The 17,288-nt window shown below is 62.1% G+C and carries 13 protein-coding genes; 3 read left to right on the top strand and 10 right to left on the bottom strand.

The genetic code is table 11. The annotated features are described in order from the left end of the window. The first annotated feature begins 129 nt into the window (after positions 1-129). Both J3P77_RS12075 and pgm read left to right on the top strand, forming a co-directional pair. Positions 130-2,445: a helicase C-terminal domain-containing protein gene (locus tag J3P77_RS12075; protein WP_434681991.1), complete on the top strand. Its 2,316-nt coding sequence runs from the start codon at positions 130-132 to the stop codon at positions 2,443-2,445. Positions 2,446-2,573: 128 nt separating this feature from the next. Beyond that, entirely contained in the window at positions 2,574-4,220 is a 1,647-nt protein-coding gene (pgm, locus tag J3P77_RS12070; protein ID WP_434676866.1) for a phosphoglucomutase (alpha-D-glucose-1,6-bisphosphate-dependent), read from the top strand. Positions 4,221-4,347: 127 nt separating this feature from the next. Here pgm and J3P77_RS12065 read toward each other — a convergent pair whose 3' ends face one another. Further along, positions 4,348-4,623 carry a peptidylprolyl isomerase gene (locus tag J3P77_RS12065; protein ID WP_038611202.1) on the bottom strand — a complete coding sequence of 92 codons (276 nt, stop codon included), beginning with the start codon at positions 4,621-4,623 and terminating at the stop codon, positions 4,348-4,350. Between the two features lie 74 nt (positions 4,624-4,697). Here J3P77_RS12065 and J3P77_RS12060 point away from each other — a divergent pair, with 74 nt between their 5' ends. After that, positions 4,698-5,870 carry a PilT/PilU family type 4a pilus ATPase gene (locus J3P77_RS12060; protein WP_434676865.1) on the top strand — a complete coding sequence of 391 codons (1,173 nt, stop codon included), beginning with the start codon at positions 4,698-4,700 and terminating at the stop codon, positions 5,868-5,870. A gap of 19 nt (positions 5,871-5,889) precedes the next feature. Here J3P77_RS12060 and J3P77_RS12055 read toward each other — a convergent pair whose 3' ends face one another. The 9 genes from J3P77_RS12055 to J3P77_RS12015 form a co-directional block, all read right to left on the bottom strand. Continuing rightward, positions 5,890-6,651, bottom strand: a complete 762-nt coding sequence (locus J3P77_RS12055) for a 3-hydroxybutyrate dehydrogenase (protein WP_434676864.1) — start codon at positions 6,649-6,651, stop codon at positions 5,890-5,892. Positions 6,652-6,660: 9 nt separating this feature from the next. Further along, a complete protein-coding gene (locus tag J3P77_RS12050; RefSeq protein ID WP_434676863.1) occupies positions 6,661-8,052 on the bottom strand; it encodes a GntP family permease in 1,392 nt (463 codons plus the stop codon). A gap of 253 nt (positions 8,053-8,305) precedes the next feature. Continuing rightward, positions 8,306-9,724: a sigma-54 interaction domain-containing protein gene (locus J3P77_RS12045; RefSeq protein ID WP_434676862.1), complete on the bottom strand. Its 1,419-nt coding sequence runs from the start codon at positions 9,722-9,724 to the stop codon at positions 8,306-8,308. A 57-nt stretch (positions 9,725-9,781) separates the two neighbouring features. Beyond that, a complete protein-coding gene (locus J3P77_RS12040; protein ID WP_434676861.1) occupies positions 9,782-11,365 on the bottom strand; it encodes an ABC transporter ATP-binding protein in 1,584 nt (527 codons plus the stop codon). 1 nt (position 11,366) lies between these two features. Then, positions 11,367-12,389, bottom strand: a complete 1,023-nt coding sequence (locus J3P77_RS12035; protein ID WP_434676860.1) for an ABC transporter permease — start codon at positions 12,387-12,389, stop codon at positions 11,367-11,369. After that, positions 12,389-13,450: a microcin C ABC transporter permease YejB gene (locus tag J3P77_RS12030; RefSeq protein ID WP_434681989.1), complete on the bottom strand. Its 1,062-nt coding sequence runs from the start codon at positions 13,448-13,450 to the stop codon at positions 12,389-12,391. The genes J3P77_RS12035 and J3P77_RS12030 overlap by 1 nt, the downstream gene beginning before the upstream one ends. Further along, positions 13,450-15,318 carry an extracellular solute-binding protein gene (locus J3P77_RS12025; protein ID WP_434676859.1) on the bottom strand — a complete coding sequence of 623 codons (1,869 nt, stop codon included), beginning with the start codon at positions 15,316-15,318 and terminating at the stop codon, positions 13,450-13,452. Before J3P77_RS12025 ends, J3P77_RS12030 begins: the two co-directional genes overlap by 1 nt. A gap of 187 nt (positions 15,319-15,505) precedes the next feature. Continuing rightward, on the bottom strand, positions 15,506-15,787 hold the full coding sequence (locus J3P77_RS12020; RefSeq protein ID WP_117165564.1) for a peptidylprolyl isomerase: 282 nt from the start codon (positions 15,785-15,787) through the stop codon (positions 15,506-15,508). An 81-nt stretch (positions 15,788-15,868) separates the two neighbouring features. After that, positions 15,869-16,987, bottom strand: a complete 1,119-nt coding sequence (locus J3P77_RS12015; protein ID WP_434676858.1) for a 3-deoxy-7-phosphoheptulonate synthase — start codon at positions 16,985-16,987, stop codon at positions 15,869-15,871. Positions 16,988-17,288 lie beyond the last annotated feature (301 nt).

Here is a 17,288-nt window from a genome sequence, read left to right as displayed (position 1 = left end):
CGGCCATCGATCCATTTATATTTGCCAGAAGCAGGCCTGGCTGGTATCTGTACGCCCATCCAGTACCGATCATGACGGCCCTCCCGCGCAGTGACTCCCAGCCAACCCGCCAGCTCCGAGCTTGCACTCATCCCGCTGACCACTCCCCCCGCCGAGCCGGCACTCGATGGCGAAGCGGGGCGCTATGTGGTGGCCGTCCGGGCGCTTTGCGAATTCACGGCCAAGGCTGGTGATCTGGACCTGCGTTTCACACCTTCGCCGACGGCGCAGGAAGGTATTGCCGGGCACCGCACGGTCGCCTCGCGGCGCGGCGCCGACTATCAGGCTGAAGTGTCGCTCAGCGGCGACTACCGAAACCTCAGGGTCCGGGGCAGGGCGGACGGCTATGACGCGGCGCGCAACCAGCTGGAAGAGGTCAAGACCTATCGCGGCGAACTGGATCGCATGCCGGACAACCATCGCCAGTTGCACTGGGCGCAGGTCAAGGTTTACGGCTGGCTGCTGTGCCGGCAGCTCGAACTGAGCGAGGTGACTCTGGCGCTGGTGTATTTCAACATCGTCACCGAGCGGGAAACCGTTTTGCGTGAGCGATACGACGCCGCGGCCTTGAAAGACTTCTTTGAACAGCAATGCGGCATTTTCCTCGCCTGGGCAGAGCAGGAGCTTGCGCACACGCAAACGCTGAACGACGGACTGACCGCGCTGACTTTTCCGCATCCGACGTTCCGCACCGGGCAGCGGACGCTGGCCGAGTCGGTGTACAAAGCGGCCAGCACCGGCCGTTGTCTGATGGCTCAGGCACCGACTGGAATCGGCAAAACCATCGGCACGTTGTTTCCGTTGCTCAAGGCCCGGCCGGGACAGAAGCTCGACAAGATATTCTTCCTCACTGCCAAAACGCCCGGTCGCCGGCTTGCGCTGGACGCCCTGAGCGTAATCGGTGACAGCGCACCGGACCTCCACCTGCGGGTACTGGAACTCGTCGCGAGGGACAAAGCCTGCGAGCACCTCGACAAAGCCTGTCACGGCGATTCCTGTCCGTTGGCCAAAGGGTTTTATGACCGCTTGCCGGGCGCGCGGCAGGCCGCCGTTCAGTTGTCGCGCCTCGACCAGGCACAGGTGCGGGCGGTGGCCCTGGCTCATCAGGTGTGTCCGTACTACTTGAGTCAGGAGCTGGCGCGCTGGTCGGACGTGGTCATCGGCGACTACAACTATTATTTCGACCTGAGCGCCATGTTGTTTGGTCTGGCACAGCTCAATCAGTGGCGCGTGGCGGTGCTGGTGGACGAGGCGCACAACATGGTCGAGCGTGCCCGCAGCATGTACAGCGCCAGCCTCGATCAGCATCGGCTCAACGAGCTGCGCCAGGTCGCGCCCGAGGTGCTGAAAAAGCCCTTGCAGCGTCTGAGTCGCCAGTGGAACGCGTTACACAAGGAGCAGACCGCTGCCTACCAGGCTTATGGTCAGGTGCCGGTCAAGTTCGTCGAGGACCTGAACCTGTGCATGGCCGCCCTAGGGGATTATTTCAACGAGCACCCGCAGGCGGTGGACGGCGCGTTGCAGAATTTCTACTTCGATGCCATCGGCTTTGTGCGCATCGCCGAGCTGTTCGACGAGCACTTCATTTTCGATATCGCCAAACGTGACGCCGGTCGCTCGAAAAGCCTGTCGCGACTGACCCTGCGCAACGTGGTACCGGCGCGCTTCATCCAGCCGCGCCTGACCGCCGCGCGCACCACGGTGCTGTTTTCCGCGACCCTCAGCCCTCGCCAGTACTACGCCGACCTGCTGGGGCTGCCAGCCAGCACCGCGTGGATCGACGTGGAATCGCCGTTTCACCATGCACAGCTGGACGTGCGTATTGTCAGCCGGATCTCCACGCGCTTTGCTCATCGTCAGGCGTCGCTGGCGCCTATCGTGGCGCTGATGGCTGAAACCTTTCGGCAGCGCCCGGGCAACTATCTTGCGTTTTTCAGCAGCTTCGATTACCTGCAACAGGTTGCCGAGCTGTTTCAGCGCGAGCATCCCGACATCTGCCTCTGGCAGCAGGCGCGCGGCATGAGCGAAGGCGAACGCCAGGGCTTTCTCGATCGCTTTACCCAGGACAGCCGCGGCATCGGTTTCGCGGTGCTGGGCGGTGCATTCGGTGAAGGCATCGATCTGCCGGGAGCACGGCTGATCGGCGCATTTATCGCCACCCTCGGCCTGCCGCAGCTCAACCCGGTCAATGAACAGTTCAAACAGCGCATGGCCGGGCTGTATGGCGCAGGCTACGATTACACCTACCTTTTCCCCGGCGTGCAGAAAGTCGTGCAGGCGGCGGGCAGGGTCATCCGCGGCCAGACCGACCGCGGCGTGGTCATGCTGATCGACGACCGTTTCGCCGAGCGCCAGGTGCAGCAACTGCTGCCGAAATGGTGGCGGCTTGGATCATCAGAGACTTAGGGATCGATAGCCGAGCATTACGGTCGAACTGCCAGTAAACTGCCACGTCGGTTCAATCGTCAGGCCGCTGCCCGCGTTGCCGGCGTCGCACTCCCTTTTTCCGCTGTCCGTTTCTCCATGGAGGTTGTATGAGTCTCAGTCCTTTCGCCGGCAAGCTGGCACCTGCGCAGTTACTGGTCGATATCCCGCGGCTGGTCACGGCTTATTACACCGGCCAGCCGGACGCTTCGGTCGCGACCCAGCGTGTGGCTTTCGGCACCTCGGGCCACCGAGGCACGTCGCTGGAGCTGAGCTTCAACGAATGGCACGTTCTGGCGATCAGCCAGGCGATCTGCCTGTACCGCCAGACCAAAGGGATCGACGGCCCGCTGTTCCTCGGCGCCGATACCCATGCGCTGTCCACTCCAGCGGCGGCCACCGCCCTGGAAGTACTGGCGGCCAACGGCGTACAGGTGATGATTTCCGAAGGCGACGAGTACACGCCGACCCCGGCGGTGTCCCACGCCATTATCTGCTACAACCGTGGCCGTACTTCCGGGCTGGCCGACGGTGTCGTCATTACCCCGTCGCACAACCCGCCACAGAGCGGTGGTTTCAAATACAACCCGCCCAATGGCGGCCCGGCTGACAGCGACGTCACCAAATGGATCGAGAACAAGGCCAACGAACTGCTCGCCGCGAAGCTGGCAGGCGTGTCGCGCATCAGCCACGAAAAAGCTCTGCGTGCCGATACCACGCATCGCCATGATTACGTCAACACCTACGTCGCGGACCTCAAAAGCGTTATCGATCTGGACGCAATTCGCGACGCCGGTCTGCGTCTGGGCGTCGACCCGCTGGGTGGCGCGGGCGTGCGCTACTGGGCGGCCATCGGCGAGCACTACGGTTTGAACCTGGACGTGGTGAATCCTTTTGTCGATGCCACGTTCCGCTTCATGAGCGTGGACTGGGACGGTCAGATCCGCATGGACCCGTCTTCCAGCCATGCGATGCAAAGCCTGATCGGCCTGAAGGACCGTTATCAGGTCGCCTTCGCCTGCGATCCGGACCACGACCGCCACGGGATCGTGACGCCGACTGGCGGCCTGATGACTCCCAACAGCTATCTGGCGGTGTCCATCGACTACCTGTTCCAGAACCGTCCTGAATGGCGCGCCGATGCGGCCGTCGGCAAGACCGTGGTCAGCAGCGGCATGATCGACCGGGTCACGGCCCGTTTGGGTCGCCGCCTGTATGAAGTGCCGGTGGGCTTCAAGTATTTCGCTGACGGCCTGTTCGATGGCTCGTTGGGCTTTGGTGGCGAGGAGAGCGCCGGCGCGTCATTCCTGCGCCGCGACGGGACCGTCTGGACCACCGACAAGGACGGCCTGATTCCCGCGCTGCTGGCGGCCGAAATCACGGCGCGGAAGGGCCGTGACCCAAGCGAGATCTACCGCGCCCTGACTGACGAGCTGGGTGAGCCGTTCTCGACCCGCGTCGACGCCAAGGCCAATCCGCAGCAGAAAGCGCTGCTGAGCAAGCTGTCGCCGGATCAAGTGACCTCGACCGAGCTGGCAGGCGAGCCGATTCAGAAGGTCCTGAGCGACGCGCCGGGCAACGGCCAGGCATTCGGTGGCGTGAAGGTCATGACCGAGAACGGCTGGTTCGCGGCGCGTCCCTCGGGCACCGAAGATATCTACAAGATCTATGCCGAAAGCTTTATCGGCGAAGACCACCTCAAGCGTCTGGTAGCCGAAGCCCAGGTGCTGGTGGATGGGGCAATCGCACCGAAGTAACACCCCGTGGTGCCTCTGTAGGAGCGGACTTGTCCGCGAAGAGGCCGGTCCAGTCAAAGCATCTGTATCGACTGTACCTGTCTCTTCGCGGACAAGTCCGCTCCCACGGGCTAATTCTGGGAGCTGGTCAATCCCGGTAAAACACCTGCACCAGGTGGTAACCGAACTTGCTTTTGATCGGCCCATGCACCACGCGCAGCGGCTTCTTGAAAATCACCTGATCGATAGCGCCGACCATCTGGCCGGGCCGGACTTCGCCCAGGTCGCCGCCGCGTTTGCCGGAAGGGCAGGTGGAATACTTTTTCGCCAGCACGTCGAAAGCCTCGCCCTTGGCGATACGCTGTTTGAGCTGTTCGGCTTCTTCGGCGGTCTTCACCAGAATGTGGCGGGCTTGGGCTTTCATGTCGCGATATCACCTGTCGAAAAAGGCTGCCATTATGCCTGCCGTTCACACTAATTCTGAAATCGGTGTCGATTATGGATTTTCCGGCGTTGTTGAGGATTCTGGCCAGCCAGGATGGATCGGACCTTTATCTTTCTACCGGTGCACCACCCTGCGCCAAGTTCAACGGCGTGCTCAAGCCGCTGGGTACCGAAACGTTCAAACCGGGCGAAGTGGCAGTGATTGCCCAAGGCCTGATGGACGACGAGCAGAAGCTTGAGTTCCAGCGTGAGCTTGAGATGAATCTTGCGGTGTCGCTGGCTGGCATCGGCCGTTTCCGCATCAATATCTTCATGCAGCGCAATGAGGTGTCCATTGTCGCGCGCAACATCAAGCTCGACATTCCGCGCTTCGAGGACCTGTACCTGCCGCCGGTGCTGCTCGACGTGATCATGGAAAAGCACGGGCTGGTGCTGTTCGTCGGTGCCACCGGATCGGGTAAGTCGACCTCGCTGGCGTCGCTCATCGATTATCGCAACCGCCACGCCAGCGGGCACATCATCACCATCGAAGACCCGGTGGAGTTCATCCATCGGCACAAGAAATCCATCGTCAACCAGCGCGAAGTGGGCGTAGACACGCGCAGCTTTCATGCGGCGCTGAAAAATACCCTGCGCCAGGCTCCGGACGTGATTCTGATCGGCGAGATTCGTGATCGCGAGACCATGGAGCACGCGCTGGCGTTCGCCGACACGGGCCATCTGGCAATATCGACCCTGCACGCCAACAACGCCAACCAGGCGCTGGACCGGATCATCAACTTCTTTCCTGAAGAACGGCGTGACCAACTGCTGCACGACCTGGGCAACAACCTCAAGGCGTTCGTTTCCCAGCGACTGGTAAAGACAGTCGATGGCAAGCGCAGGGCCGCTGTGGAAGTGATGATGGGTTCCCCCACCATTCGCGATCTGATCCATCGCAATCAGCTGACCGAGCTCAAGGGCATCATGGAAAAGTCGGCCAACCTGGGCATGCGCACGTTCGACGCGGCATTGTTCGACCTGGTGGTGGAGGGCGCGATCAGCGAAGAAGAGGCGCTCAAGAACGCCGATTCGGTCAACAACCTGCGCCTGCGTCTGAAGCTGCATGGCGAAGGCGGAGCGATCAGCCTGACCACCGCGCCGCCCGCGCCTGTCGCGACGTCCAGCGAAAACCCCGCCAGCTGGGGGCTGTTGGACGAAAAGGATGAGCCTGGCGGTCAGGCCTGAACCGACCGCCAGCGCCGGGCTACTGCGCCAGCCAGCCTCCGTCGACGTTCCAGGCAGCGCCGCGCACCTGCGTCGCGGCGTCGCTGCACAGAAACAGCACCAGTTCCCCCAACTGCTCGGGGGTGACGAACTCCAGGGACGGCTGCTTCTCGGCCAGCAGGTCCTGACGGGCCTGTGCCGGATCGCCGCCGCGGTTGTCGATCTGCTGCTGCACCAGCGGTGTCAGCACCCAGCCGGGGCAGATCGCGTTGCAGGTCACCTGGGTGCGCGCGGTTTCCAGCCCGACTACTTTGGTCAGGCCGATCACTCCGTGCTTGGCCGCCACATAGGCCGCTTTGCCGGTCGAGCCGACCAGGCCATGCACCGAGGCAATGTTGATAATCCGCCCCCAGTTCCTGTCGCGCATGCCGGGCAGGCACAAGCGAGTGCTGTGGAATACCGAAGACAGGTTGATGGCGATGATCGAGTTCCAGCGCTCGATCGGGAAGTCTTCGACATTGTCGACGTGCTGGATGCCGGCGTTATTGACCAGAATGTCCACGCCACCGAACTCACGCTGTGCGTAATCGACCATGTCGGCGATCTGGGCCGGATCGCTGACATCGGCCGGGTGATGTCCGACTCGTGTGCCGGACCGAGCCACTTGTGCGATGACCGCCGAAGCGTCACCGAAGCCGTTGAGGATCAGGTTCGCGCCAGCTTTTGCCAGCACCAGGGCGATGCCCAGGCCGATGCCGCTGGTGGAGCCGGTGACCAGTGCGGTCTTGCCTTGCAGATTCATGCTCATTCCTCAAACGATGCCTGTCGCGTAGAAAACGCCGATGACGACGAACACCGCCAGCGTCTTGATCAGGGTGATACCGAAGATGTCTTTGTATGCCTCCCGGTGCGTCAGGCCGGTAACGGCCAGCAGAGTGATCACCGCGCCATTGTGCGGCAGCGTGTCCATGCCGCCGCTCGCCATCGCGGCCACCCGGTGCAGCACTTCCAGCGGGATGTTGGCGGCATTGGCCGCGGCAATGAAACTCTGCGACATGGCGGCCAGGGCGATACTCATCCCGCCGGAAGCGGAACCGGTGATCCCCGCCAGCAGGGTGACAGTGATCGCCTCATTGACCAGCGGATTGGGAATGCTCTTGAGGCCGTTGGCCAACACCAGAAAGCCCGGCAGCGAAGCGATCACCGCGCCGAAGCCGTACTCCGACGCAGTATTCATTGCCGCCAGCAGCGCGCCGCTCACCGCGCTTTTGCTGCCCTCGGCAAGCTTGCTGCGGATGGTGCCGAAGGCGAACGCCAGGACCATCAGAATGCCCACCAGCAACGCCGCTTCCACCGCCCAGATCGCCGTGAGCTTGGCCACTTCGGTCTGCACCGGCGCGGCCATGCCAGGGAGTGCCAGCGTGTGGGTCTTGCCGTACCACTGCGGGATCCACCAGGTGAACAGCAGGTTCATCACGCCGACCAGCAACAGCGGTGACAAAGCGATCCAGGGGTTGGGCAGGCGAATGTCTTCTGCCGTTTCCGGTTCGTTGCGCAGTTCATGGCCGTAGCCTTCGCCCGCGCGTTGCGCCTTGTTGCGCTGGCGCTGCAGGTACAGCATGCCGGCGCAGAACACGAACACGGTGCCGATCAGGCCCAGCCACGGCGCAGCCCAGGCGGTGGTGTTGAAGAACGTGGTAGGGATGATGTTCTGGATCTGCGGAGTGCCGGGCAGTGCGTCCATGGTGAACGAAAACGCACCCAGGGCGATGGTCGCCGGAATCAGCCGTTTGGGGATATTGCTCTGGCGGAACATCTCCGCCGCAAACGGGTAGACCGCGAACACCACTACAAACAGCGAAACGCCGCCGTAGGTCAGCAGCGCGCAGACCAGCACGATTACCAGCATTGCCTGGCGTGTGCCCAGCATGCCGATGGCCGCTGCGACGATCGAGCGGGAAAATCCTGAAAGCTCGATCAGCTTGCCGAACACGGCACCCAGCACGAATACCGGAAAGTACAGTTTGATGAAGCCGACCATCTTGTCCATGAACACGCCAGTGAAGGCGGGTGCCACGGCGGCCGGGTCGGTCAGAAGAACAGCACCCAGAGCGGCGATGGGAGCGAAAAGAATAACGCTGTAGCCTCGGTAGGCCGCGAGCATCAACAGCGCAAGCGCTGCCAGTGCGATGAGTACGCTCATCATGAATCTCCAGTTGTTATTGTTTTTGTACTGCGCGGCCAAGCCGCAGTTGTGCCTAGCGGGATTCGTGCCATCGCGCTATCTGACTGAAATACAAGGAAATTTCGGGGAAGTCCGCAGCTAAAACGCCGGTCGACGTCTCGAAGCGTAGACGCAGCGCGAGCCGGGTGCCCGCGCAAGCTCGAAAAGGCTGCCGAAACCGCCGCCAGGCCGCGGGCGGAGCGTTGTCTCTGAAACGGGACGCAGCGTCCCGTCAGGGAGACTCGACGATGCCCAGCATGGCCATCTTTTTGTAGAGCGTGGAGCGGCCCAAGGCCAGTTGGGTGGCGGCACGCACCACGCTGCCACCACAGCGCAGCAGTGTCGATTCGATCAGCTGGCGTTCGAAACGCTGTCGGGCCTGTGCAAACGTTTCGTCAGCGCTGGCTTCAAGGCAGCGAGTGACGTTCACCGTATTGACCGGCAACACCGTGCCGATCGCGGCGCGTATGTCGCTGGCGCTCAGCAGCAGATCGTCGCTGAGCAGCGCGGCGCGTTCCAGCACATTGCGCAGCTCGCGGATGTTGCCGGGCCAGGCGTGCTGGACGAGCAGGGCCTGGGCGCCGGGGTCCAGCTCGTGTCGGCTGCGCAGCTCTTCGAGGATCGCTTCGCTGAGGGCGGGCACATCTTCCAGGCGCATGCGCAACGGCGGCACGTTGATGGGCAGTACATTAAGCCGGTAATACAGGTCGGCGCGGAATTCGCCGCGCTTGATGGCCGCCTCAAGGTCGGTTGAGGTCGCGGCGATCAGGCGCACGTCACTGTGCAGCACTTCGTTCGAGCCTACGGGCTCGTATTCCTTTTCCTGCAAGACGCGGAGCAATTTGCTTTGCAAAGCCATCGGCATGTCACCGATTTCATCGAGAAACAGCGTGCCGCCCTGGGCGATTTTCAGCTTGCCCGGTCGGCCCTTGCGCTCCGCGCCAGTGAAAGCGCCCGGTGCCGTGCCGAAAAACTCCGCCTCCAGCAGGCTTTCCGGGATCGCCGCGCTGTTGATGCAGACGAATGGCCCGTTGGCCCTTGGCGATGCGCTGTGAATGGCATGAGCAAGCAGTTCCTTGCCGGTGCCGGTTTCGCCGAGCAGCAGGATCGGTGACTCGGCGGCGGCACCGCGTCTGGCGCGGCGCTTGACCTCAAGGGTCGCCTGACTGATCCCGATAAAATGCGCAAAGCTGTATTTGGCCTGGCGCTCCTTGAGCAGCGAGCGGGTGGTCGCCAGCTCCTGTTGCATGCTCAGGTAGCGCTTGAGCAGCGGGGTCAGCGTATGCAGCTCGTCGAACAGCGCAAAGCCGATGGCTCCGATCAGCTCGCCGCTGCCGTCATGAATCGGCAGGCGCATGACTACCAGCGGGTCCTTGGCGGTGTCCATCATGTCCAGCAGGATCGGCTGGCCGTCGTTCGCCACCTGGCGCAGCAGGCTGCCGGGGATGACGCTCTCGCAGGGCTGACCAATGGCCAGGCGAGGGTCCTGCAGGCCAAAGCGTCGCGCGTAGCGTTCATTGATCCAGACGATGCGCGCATCTTTGTCGACAATGACCGTGCCCTCGCTTGACTGCTCGATAATCTCGAACAATGAACGAATCGCCAGGCGCTGCACGCGCTTGTAGTCGTTGAGGGTGTCGCTGTCTTTCATAAGGGTGTTCCGTCGTTGAGAGCCGGCGTCTGGCCGCACAGAATGCCCGTTCGATTTTCAGTTGAAGCCTGGATGCGCGGCCGCGAGCAGCTCCCGGGTATACGGATGCTGGGGAGCATCGAACACCTCGTGGCTGGCGCCGCGCTCGACGACCTGGCCATCCTTGACCACGATCACGTCATGGGCCAGCGCCTTGACCACTGCCAGGTCGTGGCTGATGAACAGGTAGGTCAGGCCATGTTTTTCCTGAAGCTGGCGCAGCAGCGCGACTACCTGTTTCTGGACCGTACGGTCGAGCGCCGACGTCGGCTCGTCGAGCAGGATCAGCGCCGGTTTGAGGACCAGCGCCCGCGCGATAGCGATGCGCTGGCGTTGCCCGCCGGAGAATTCATGAGGATAGCGATGGCGGCTCTGGGGATCGATGCCGACTTCTTCCAGGGCGCGGATCACCTCGACTTCGCATTGCACTGCATCCAGCCGGCCATGGACTTCCAGCCCTTCGGCGATAATCTGGGCCACCGACATTCTGGGGCTCAGACTTCCATACGGGTCCTGAAAAACCACCTGCATCTCCTTGCGCCAGGGCCGCATCTGCTTCTGGTTCAGCCCGTCCAGCGCCTGGCCCCGGAAACGGATACTGCCACGAGATTCCAGCAGGCGCAGGATTGCCTGACCAAGTGTCGACTTGCCCGAGCCGGACTCGCCGACGATACCCAGCGTCTTGCCGCGCTCGATGCTCAGACTGATGTCGTCCACGGCCTTGAGGTATTCCTTGTGGCGGCGCAGCAGGCCGCCGGCCAGCGAAAACCAGACCCGCAGGTTGTCGACCTCCAGCACTTTTTCCCGCGTGTCGCGCGGCAGCGGTTCGCCCACAGGCTCGGCGTCCAGCAGCAGGCGGCTGTAGGGGTGTCGGGGCGACTTGAACAGCAGGTGGCAGTCGGCCTGCTCGACGATTTCCCCGGCGCGCATCACGCACACCCGCTGGGCCACGCTGTGCACCAGATTCAAGTCGTGGCTGATCAGCAGCAGCGACATGTTCAAGCGCTCTTGGAGCGATTTGAGCAGCAACAGGATCTTGCGCTGCACGGTCACGTCCAGAGCGGTGGTCGGCTCGTCGGCAATCAGCAGCTCAGGCTCGCAGGCCAGTGCCATTGCGATCATCACCCGTTGCCGCTGACCGCCTGAAAGCTCATGCGGGTAGGCCTTCAGGCGCTTCTGCGGCTGCTGGATACCCACCAGCTCCAGCAGTTCCAGAATCCGCGCCTGGGCCTGCCGCCCGGCGATGCCCCGGTGCAGCAGCAGGGTTTCGCCGATCTGCCGCGCGACCGTGTGCAGCGGATTGAGTGAGGTCATTGGTTCCTGGAAGATCATGGCGATCCGGTTGCCGCGCAGCTCCTGCAAGGTGCGGTCGCTGGCACCGAGCAGTTGGTGGCCGCGGTAGGTGATGCTCCCTGAGCACTGGGTGCCGGCTTTTGGCAGCAGTTGCAAGATCGAGTGCGCGGTCACCGATTTGCCGGAGCCTGATTCCCCGACCAGCGCCAGGCATTCTCCGGCCCGCACATCCAGACTCAGATTACGGACCACCTGCTGGCCGCTGAAAGCGACATTCAGGTCGCGGATCTCGATCAGGTTATCGGACATGTCAGGACCTCGGGTCGAAGGCATCGCGCAGCGCCTCGCCAATGAATACCAGCAGGGTCAGGATCAGCGCCAGGGCGAAGAACGCCGTCAGCCCAAGCCAGGGTGCCTGCAGGTTCTGCTTGCCCTGGCCAATGAGTTCGCCCAGCGAGGCGCTGCCGGCCGGCATGCCGAAGCCGAGGAAATCCAGCGCGGTGAGCGTCGAGATGGCACCGGTCAGAATGAACGGCAGGTAGCTGAGCGTGGCGTTCATCGCATTGGGCAGGATGTGCCTGAATATCACCGTGCGGTCGCCCAGGCCAAGCGCGCGAGCGGCCTTCACATATTCCAGATTGCGACCACGGAGAAACTCCGCGCGTACCACATCCACCAGCGCCAGCCAGGAAAACAGCGCCATGATGCCCAGCAGCCACCAGAAACCGGGCTCGATGAAGCCCGAGAGGATGATCAACAGATACAGCACCGGCAGGCCGGACCAGACTTCCAGCAAGCGCTGACCGAGCAGATCCACCCAGCCTCCGTAATAGCCTTGCAGTGCACCGGCAGTGATACCGATCAGCGCGCTGATGGCCGTCAGGGCCAGGGCAAACAGGATCGACACTCGCGCGCCGAATATCACCCGCGCCAGTACGTCCCGGGCCTGGTCGTCGGTGCCCAGCCAGTTGCTGGACGAGGGCGGGCTTGGGGCCGGAAGGGTCAGATCGTAATTGGGGGTGTCGGCGCTGAAGGGTATGGGAGCGAACAGCATCCAGCCGTCGCCCTCGTCGATCAAGCGGCGCACGTACTCGCTGCGGTAGTCAGGCTGGAACGGCAGCTCGCCGCCGAATTCGCGCTCCGTGTAGCGTTTGAATGCCGGGAAATACAGCGAGTCCTGATAGCTGACGATCAGGGGCTTGTCGTTGGCGATCAGCTCGCCGCCCAGCGTCAGGGCGAACAGCGCGCAGAACAGCCACAAGGACCACCAGCCACGGCGGTTGCTGCGGAAACGCTCCAGGCGTCGTTGCGCCACCGGGGACCATTTACGCATCAGGCGTTCCTCGCGCTGAAGTCGATTCGCGGGTCGACCAGTGTGTAGCAGACGTCGCCGACCAGTTTGATCAGCAGCCCGAACAGCGTGAAGATGAACAGCGAACCGAATACCACCGGATAATCCCGGGAAACCGCCGCCTCATAACTCATGCGTCCCAGGCCATCGAGGGAGAAGATCACTTCGATCAGCAGCGAACCGGCAAAGAATACGCTGATGAATGCCTGGGGAATTCCCGACACCACCAGCAGCATCGCGTTGCGAAAGACGTGCCCGTACAGCACGCGGCGTTCGCTCATGCCCTTGGCTCTGGCAGTGGTGACGTACTGGCGGGTGATTTCATTGAGGAAGGCGTTCTTGGTCAGCAGCGTCAGCGTGGCGAAACCGCCGATCACCAGAGCGGAAACGGGCAGCACCAGATGCCAGAAGTAATCGGCGATTTTGCCCAGCGTGGACAATTGTTCGAAGTTGTCCGACACCAGCCCGCGGACCGGGAACCAGTTGAGTGAAGTGCCGCCGCAGAACACCACCACCAGCAGCATGGCGAACAGAAACGCCGGCATGGCGTAACCGATGATGATCGCGGTGCTGCTCCAGATATCAAACTGGCTGCCATGTCGCACGGCCTTCCGGATACCCAACGGGATGGACACAACATAGGTCAGCAGCGTGGCCCATAGACCCAGCGACAGCGACACCGGCATCTTTTGCAGGATAAGGTCGGTGACCGTCGAGCCCCTGAAAAAGCTGGTTCCGAAATCCAGTTGCGCATAGTTGCGCAGCATCAGCCAGAGCCGTTCGTGCAGCGGTTTGTCGAAACCGTACTGGCGTTCGATGTCCTTGATCAGCTTGGGGTCCAGCCCGCGCGATGCTCGGGAGTGTCCGCTTCCGGCAGTCTCCGAAGATGTGCCCACGCCAGCGCCGCCGATGCCCTGCAGGCGCGCAATTGCCTGCTCGACCGGGCCACCGGGCGCGGCCTGAACAATAAAGAAATTGACCAGCAGGATGCATAACAGGGTAGGGATGATCAGCAGCAGGCGGCGGACGATGTAACCCAGCATCATTTCATCTCCGAGACGAGCGCGGATGCGCCCCGTTTGGCCGCGAATTCCTCGTTGCTCAACGGCACCGGGCTGACTTCCCACCAGGTCTCGATGGCCTCGCTGTTGCTCGCTTGTACCTTGGGGATACCGAAACGGTTCCACCACACGGTCGAGGAGCCTGGTGGGTAGTAATTGGGGATCCAGTAGTAATTCCATTGCAGCACCCGATCCAGGCTACGGGCGTAATCCGTCATGGTCTGCTTGTTGTCGGCCTTGACCAGCCCGTCGATCAGCGTGTCGACGGCGGGGTCCTGTAAAGCCATGTAGTTCGACGATCCGGGGTCCATGGCACCTCTGGAGCCAAAGTTGTTGTACAGATCGGCTCCGGGCGACGTCGACACCGAATAGCCGGTCACGATCATGTCGTAGTCGCGGGCCATGACTCGATTGAGGTATTGCGCGGGATCGATGCGGCGGATGTCGAACTGGATCCCGATCTGCGCCAGATTGCGTTTGTAAGGCAGCAGCATCCGTTCGATGCCGGACTGGGCGTTGAGGAACGTGAAGCTGAACGGCTCGCCCTGGGCGTTAACCAGATGATCGCCTTTGGGTATCCAGCCGGCCTGTTCCATCAAGGCCAGCGCCTGGAGCTGCTTGTCGCGAATGAAGCCGGTGCCGTCCGTTTTGGGGGACGTGAACACCTGACTGAACACCTGTTCCGGCACCATGGCGCGAAGCGGTTCGAGAATTTTCAGCTCGGCCGGGCTTGGCGGTCGAGTGGCGGCAAGGTCAGAGTTGGTGAAGAAGCTGTCCTGACGGATATACATGTTGCGCATCATCTGCCGGTTGGTCCACTCGAAGTCCCAGAGCAGCGACAACGCCTGGCGCACCCGCCGGTCCTTGAATATCGGCTTGCTCAGATTGAAAACATAACCCTGTGAGCTCTGGACCGCGCCCTTGGCCAGGTGGGCCTTCTGCAGCTTGCCCTGCGACAACGCCGTACCGTCATAGCGAATCGAGTAGCCGGTCGCCGAAAACTCGCGGTTGTAGTCGTAGGCACCGCCTATGAGCACCTGACGCGCCACATCGATGTCGCCGAAATATTCGATGCTGAAACGGTCGAAATTGTACAGGCCGCGACTGACCGGCAGGTCCTTGCCCCACCAGTCCGGGTCACGTTCGAAGGTGATGGTACGGCCCGGATCGACATGGCCGATTCTGTACGGCCCGCTGCCGGGCGGCACTTCGAAACCCGCGCCGCCGGCAAAATCCCGGGTTTTCCACCAGTGCTCCGGGAAAACCGGCAGCGAAGCGAGGTCCAGCGGCAGCGTGCGGCTTTCATTATGTTTGAAATCGAAGCGCACCCGACTCGGCGACTCAACCTGCACATCCTTGACCGCCTCGAACTCCGTGCGGTATTGCACGCTGCCCTGACTCATGAGCAGCTCGAAAGTGTACTTCACATCGTTGGCGGTGATGGGCGTGCCGTCGGCGAACCGCGCCTTGGGGTTGAGATAGAACCGCAGCGACAGCCCGTCTTCGCCGCGTTCCATCCGCTCGGCAATCAGGCCGTAGACGGTGTATGGCTCATCCAGTGAGCGCACTGCCAGAGGTGAATAAAGCATGCCATTGATCTGCGCGACGCCCATGCCCTTGTCAGTGAATGGCATCAGGTGATCGAACTGGCCGATCTCCAGCGCCGAGCGCCGCATGCTGCCACCTTTGGGCGCATCGGGATTCACGTAATCGAAGTGTTGGAAATCGGCGGGATAGCGAGGGGCCTCGCCGTAAACGGTGAGGGCATGTTGCGGTGCGGCGGACAGTGGTTGAAGGCCCGAGAGCAGGGCGAGAGTTGCAGCGATCAACGATGAAAAAATGAAGCGCATCAATCGAATCCTGACGGGGGAAGGTGCTGCATCGCAAGGTATCGCCAGCGTCCCGCTTTATAACCGGCTTTGCGGGACTCCGCCAGCCGCCCGCGGTGCTGTCGAAAAAGGCGCGCCGATAAAACTGCCCCCAACGAAAACGGCCCATCCAGGGATGGGCCGTTTCAGGGCAACCGACAGCTCAGGATCAGTCCTGGCGGCTGGTCACTTCCAGCAAGTGGTAACCGAACTGGGTCTTGACCGGACCCTGAACCACGTTCACTGGCGCGCTGAATACGACAGTGTCGAATTCCTTGACCATCTGGCCTGGACCGAACGAGCCCAGGTCGCCGCCCTGACGGCTCGAAGGGCAGCTGGAATTGGCTTTGGCGATCTCGGCGAAATCAGCGCCGCCTTCGATCTGAGCCTTTAGCTCGTTGCATTTCTCTTCGCTCGAAACCAGGATGTGGCGGGCAGTGGCTTTAGCCATGGGAAAGTGTCTCCAATCAAAAAAGAAAGAGCCTACCGGATTCAGCGCGCCATTTCCTGCTAAAAGTTCGTGCGGTCGAGGCTACCTGTAACGCAGCCGGTCCACCGCGGCGCGCAATAATTGCTCAGTCGCGTCCCAGCCCAGACAGCCGTCCGTGATCGACACTCCGTAGCGCAGGCTCTGGGCCGGCGTCTGGCTCTGGTTCAAATTCTGGCTCTGGTTCAAACTCTGGCAGCCTTCGAACAGATGGCTTTCGAGCATCATGCCAATCAACGCGCGGTTACCCTGCATGCGCTGGTCTAAAACCGCATTGAAGACGTGCGGCTGGCGCAACGGGTCCTTGCCGCTGTTGGCGTGGCTGCAATCGACCATGATCCGGGCGCGGACCTTGTTCTTTTCAAGCGCGCTGGAGACGCAAGCCACGCTTTGCGCATCGTAATTCGGACCGCCGTGCCCGCCCCGCAGCACGATATGGGTGTCCGGATTGCCGCGTGCTTCGATAATCGCCGGGTGACCTTGTGCGTCGATGCCGAAGTGGCGGTGCGGGTGGGAGGCCGAGCGTATTGCATCGCAGGCCACATCAACACTGCCATCGGTGCCGTTCTTGAAGCCGACGGCCATGGGCAGCCCGCTCGCCATTTCCCGATGAATCTGCGATTCCGTGGTGCGTGCCCCGATAGCGACCCAGCTCAGCAGGTCATCGAAGTAACCGGCAGCCATTGGCTGCAACAGCTCGGTCGCGATCGGCAAGCCCTTGCCGATCATCTCCAGCATCAGGTGGCGCGACAGGCTGAGGCCGGCCTCCATATCGTCGCTGCCGTCCAGGTGCGGGTCGTAAGCGAGACCTTTCCAGCCGACAGTAGTGCGAGGTTTTTCGACGTAGGCACGCATGACGATCAGCATCTGGTCGCTGACCTGTGCGGCGAGCGCGGCCAGGCGTTCGGCGTATTCGAGTGCTGACTGCGGATCGTGAATTGAGCAAGGACCGACTACGATCAACAGACGCGAATCATCACCGTTGAGGATGGCCCGCACGGCACGGCGGTGGTCGTCGACCTGCGCGGCCCTGGCGCTGGGTAGCGGCAATCGGTTCTTGAGCTCGAACGCGCTGGGCAGGCGTCGGTGAGCGAGGGCATCGTCGTTCAAGGCGACGGCAGTAGCGGGCAAATTGGACAGTTTTACGGCAACGGACGAATTCATATTCAGGCTTCCTGGGCTGGCGGGCGTCTCCCGCGCAGGCCCTATTGGGATGTTCGACAATCAGCCGGATGGGCTGTGGGTGTTAGTGCGCCACCAGGCAGTGACCGAACGGAGGCGGCAGGCTGTCCCGAACGGAGGCTGGTAAATCGCCAGGCGAAGTCGATGTCGTTGCGGTAATAAGTGGCGTAGGTCATGGCGTAGTCCTCGAATGGATAGCTGGAGCGTTGTAGTAGGTGTTGCACATGCCGGGCCCCGATATTCGAGCCCTGAAAAAACAAAACCCCCGGTCGGGGAGCCGACC

This window comes from Pseudomonas sp. R1-18, assembly GCF_051132095.1.
Taxonomy (GTDB): Bacteria; Pseudomonadota; Gammaproteobacteria; order Pseudomonadales; family Pseudomonadaceae; genus Aquipseudomonas.
Note: the sequence above shows the minus strand (reverse complement) of the source record. Positions and strands in the feature narration are given on the sequence as shown.

Coding starts and splice junctions, on each gene's coding strand:
- J3P77_RS12060 (WP_434676865.1), top strand. CDS start 4,698: ATGGATTTTCCGGCGTTGTTGAGGATTCTGGCCAGCCAGGATGGATCG.
- J3P77_RS12045 (WP_434676862.1), bottom strand. CDS start 9,724: ATGAAAGACAGCGACACCCTCAACGACTACAAGCGCGTGCAGCGCCTG.
- J3P77_RS12025 (WP_434676859.1), bottom strand. CDS start 15,318: ATGCGCTTCATTTTTTCATCGTTGATCGCTGCAACTCTCGCCCTGCTC.
- J3P77_RS12020 (WP_117165564.1), bottom strand. CDS start 15,787: ATGGCTAAAGCCACTGCCCGCCACATCCTGGTTTCGAGCGAAGAGAAA.
- pgm (WP_434676866.1), top strand. CDS start 2,574: ATGAGTCTCAGTCCTTTCGCCGGCAAGCTGGCACCTGCGCAGTTACTG.
- J3P77_RS12035 (WP_434676860.1), bottom strand. CDS start 12,389: ATGCGTAAATGGTCCCCGGTGGCGCAACGACGCCTGGAGCGTTTCCGC.
- J3P77_RS12015 (WP_434676858.1), bottom strand. CDS start 16,987: ATGAATTCGTCCGTTGCCGTAAAACTGTCCAATTTGCCCGCTACTGCC.
- J3P77_RS12065 (WP_038611202.1), bottom strand. CDS start 4,623: ATGAAAGCCCAAGCCCGCCACATTCTGGTGAAGACCGCCGAAGAAGCC.
- J3P77_RS12050 (WP_434676863.1), bottom strand. CDS start 8,052: ATGAGCGTACTCATCGCACTGGCAGCGCTTGCGCTGTTGATGCTCGCG.
- J3P77_RS12030 (WP_434681989.1), bottom strand. CDS start 13,450: ATGCTGGGTTACATCGTCCGCCGCCTGCTGCTGATCATCCCTACCCTG.
- J3P77_RS12040 (WP_434676861.1), bottom strand. CDS start 11,365: ATGTCCGATAACCTGATCGAGATCCGCGACCTGAATGTCGCTTTCAGC.
- J3P77_RS12055 (WP_434676864.1), bottom strand. CDS start 6,651: ATGAATCTGCAAGGCAAGACCGCACTGGTCACCGGCTCCACCAGCGGC.